General features: G+C 71.1%; 5 protein-coding genes. 1 reads left to right on the top strand and 4 read right to left on the bottom strand.

What is annotated here, in order from left to right; genetic code table 11:
• Positions 1-1,297, top strand: a 1,297-nt coding sequence (locus ABYE80_RS19155) for a cytochrome P450 (protein ID WP_372791912.1), incomplete at its 5' end; no start/stop codon positions are given.
• Positions 1,298-1,466: 169 nt separating this feature from the next.
• Here ABYE80_RS19155 and rplO read toward each other — a convergent pair.
• The 4 genes from rplO to ABYE80_RS19135 all read right to left on the bottom strand — a co-directional run.
• Complete coding sequence (gene rplO / locus ABYE80_RS19150) at positions 1,467-1,985, bottom strand: 50S ribosomal protein L15 (protein WP_372791911.1); 519 nt, start codon at positions 1,983-1,985, stop codon at positions 1,467-1,469.
• Positions 1,986-1,987: 2 nt separating this feature from the next.
• Positions 1,988-2,167, bottom strand: coding sequence for a 50S ribosomal protein L30 (gene rpmD / locus ABYE80_RS19145; RefSeq protein ID WP_372791910.1), 180 nt, complete (start codon positions 2,165-2,167; stop codon positions 1,988-1,990).
• A complete protein-coding gene (gene rpsE / locus ABYE80_RS19140) occupies positions 2,164-2,790 on the bottom strand; it encodes a 30S ribosomal protein S5 (RefSeq protein ID WP_372791909.1) in 627 nt (208 codons plus the stop codon). The genes rpmD and rpsE overlap by 4 nt, the downstream gene beginning before the upstream one ends.
• A gap of 38 nt (positions 2,791-2,828) precedes the next feature.
• The coding region (locus tag ABYE80_RS19135) for a 50S ribosomal protein L18 (RefSeq protein ID WP_372791913.1) at positions 2,829-2,966 on the bottom strand (138 nt) is incomplete at its 5' end.

Raw genomic sequence — 2,966 nt, 5'->3', positions numbered from 1 at the left:
CCCCGAGTTCGTCCAGACGCTGCGGTGGCTGCGCGACCCGGTGTCGCTGTTCGAGGACTGCCGCGAGCGGTACGGCCAGACGTTCACGCTGCGACTCGGCGTCGGCTCGCCGATCGTGTGCCTCACCGATCCCGCCCACGTCAAGGAGCTGTTCGCCGCGCCCCCGGACGTGCTGCACCCCGGCGAGGGAGGCCGGATCCTCGAGCCGGTCCTCGGTCGGCACTCCGTCCTCCTGCTGGACGAGGACGAGCACCTCGAGCAGCGGCGGCTGATGCTGCCGGCGTTCCACGGAGAGCGGATGACCGCGCTCACCGAGGTCCTGACCGAGCTGACCGAGGCGTCCGTCGGCGCCTGGCCCAGGGACGAGACGATCGCCCTCCACCCGCTCCTGCAGCGCCTCACGCTCGAGGTGATCCTCCGCGCGGTGTTCGGCATCCGGCGTGGCCCGCGCCTGGACGAGTTCCTCGACGTGATGACGGCCTACCTGGAGCGGTCCGCGCGCCCGTACAACATGCTGCCAGCGCTGCAGCGCGATCTCGGCCCGCGTTCCCCCTGGGGCGCGTTCCAGCGGACCCGTGCGCAGGCGCTCGCCCTGGTGCATCGGGAGATCCGCGAGCGCCGGGCGGCGGACGAGCACGACGGCGACGACGTCCTGGCGATGCTCCTCGGCGCCACGCACGGCGACGGCACCCCGATGTCCGAGGACGAGATCACCGACGAGCTGATGACGCTGCTGGTGGCGGGCCACGAGACCACCGCCTCGCAGCTGGCGTGGACGTTCGAGCGGCTCACGCGCCTTCCCGACGTGCTCGCCCGGGTGGTCCGCGCGGCGGACGAGGGGGACGACGCCTACCTCACGGCGACGCTCCAGGAGGCGCTGCGTCAGCGGCCGGTGCTCCTCTTCGCCCAGCCCCGCTCGGTCCGCAAGCCGTTCAGCCTCGCCGGGTTCGACTACGCCCCGAGCTCCTGCGCGCTGACGGCCAACGTGCACCTCATCCACCACGACCCCTCGATCTACCCGCAGCCGCACGAGTTCCGGCCGGAGCGCTTCCTGGACCAGGCGCCCGGCACCTTCACCTGGGTGCCGTTCGGCGGCGGCCGGCGCCGCTGCCTGGGGATGAGCTTCGCGATGCTCGAGATGCGGATCGTCCTCGCCGAGGTCCTCCGTCAGGCCACGGTCAGCGTCGTGGGCCCGGGTGACGGCGAGCCGCGCCTGCGCCGCCACATCACCCTGAGCCCCAAGTACGGCACCCGGGTCACGCTGCGCTCCCGGGCCGGCGTGCCCGCCGCGGCCTGAGCCACGCCGCAGGCCGTGGACGAACGCGCCCCGACGGACGCCGAGATCGACCCGGAGAACCACCTGTACCCAGGCAGCCGGACGCTGCCCGAGCCGGCAACGACCGAGGGGCGGTGGCGCTCACTCGCGCACACCGCCCCTCGGAGAGACGTCTTCGGTGGTGTCGGGCCTAGGACTCGATGACCACCACGGTGCCGCCGGCGGCCTCGATGGCCTCCTTCGCGGCGCCGGAGAACTTGTGCGCGTGGACGGTCAGCGGCTTGGAGATCTGACCCTTGGCCAGGACCTTCACCGGGATGTCCTTGCGCGTGCCGAGACCCGCGGCGACGAGCGCCTCGAGCGTGACCTCGGCGCCCGAGTCGAAGCGCCGGTCGAGGTCCTGGAGGTTGACGGCCTGCGTCTGCGTCCGGAAGGGCTCGAACGGCATCGACATCTTCTTGTGCGGTCCGCGGAGCTTGCGCAGGCGCATGTGGATCGGCATCTGGCCGCCCTCGAACCGCGCACGGTCCTTGGCGCCCGACCGGGCACCCGCACCCTTGTGGCCGCGGCCGGAGGTCTTCCCCGTGCCGGATCCGTGGCCACGACCGACACGCTTGCGCTTCTTGCGGCTCCCGGGCGCGGGCTTGAGCGTGTGCAGCCCGACGTCCTCGGCCTTGAGCTCTTCGATCGGCTTCTTGGCAGCAGCCATGACTACGACTCCTCCACGCGCACCAGGTGGCGGACCTTGTGCAGGTTCCCGCGGGCCTGGGGCGTGTCGTTGATCTCGACGGTATGTCCGATGCGGCGGAACCCGAGGGTCCGCAGCGCATCGAGCTGGCTCTTGTCCGAGCCGTTCTTGCTCTTGAACTGGGTGGCCTTGATGGTGCTCACGCGGTCACCTCCGCGGAATCGGACGCGTCGCCGTCGGCCGGGGCAGCCGCGTCGGTCTCGCCGTCGGCGGGTGCGTCGGCCGAGATGGTCTCGGACGCCTGCTCCTCGGTCGAGAGGCCGAGGACCGCGTTGACCGAGAGGCCACGCAGGTCGGCGACCTCGGACGGCGTCCGGAGGGCCTCGAGCCCGGCGATCGTCGCCTTGACCAGGTTGATGGGGTTCTGCGAGCCGAGGCTCTTGGAGAGGATGTCGTGGATCCCCGCGAGCTCGAGCACCGCGCGCACCCCGCCGCCGGCGATGACGCCGGTACCCGGGGAGGCGGGCTTGAGCAGCACGCGTCCGGATCCGAAGATGCCGGTCACCGGGTGGGTGATCGTCGAGCCGTGCTTGGGGACGCGGTACAGGTTCTTCTTCGCCTGCTCGACGCCCTTCTGGATCGCGAGGGGAACCTCGTTCGCCTTGCCGTAGCCGACGCCCACGACGCTCTGCTCATCACCAACGACGACGAGCGCGGTGAACGAGAAGCGACGGCCGCCCTTGACGACCTTCGCGACGCGGTTGATCTCGACGACCCGCTCCTGCAGGTCGAGCCCACCGGGGCTCACTGAACGGTCTACAGCCATGTGTCTCAGAAGTCCTTTGTCGATGGAGCCCGCCGCCGTTAGACGGTCAGCCCACCCTCGCGAACGCCCTCTGCGAACGCCTTGACGTTTCCGTGGAACTGGTAGCCGCCGCGATCGAACACGGCGGTCTCGACGCCCTTCGCCTTGGCCCGCTCGGCGAGGAGCTTGCCGGCCTT

It is taken from the genome of Paraconexibacter sp. (genome assembly GCF_041602235.1).
Lineage (GTDB): Bacteria > Actinomycetota > Thermoleophilia > Solirubrobacterales > Solirubrobacteraceae > Paraconexibacter.
The sequence above is the reverse complement of the archived record's forward strand: the minus strand, read 5'-3'. Positions and strand labels throughout refer to the sequence as shown.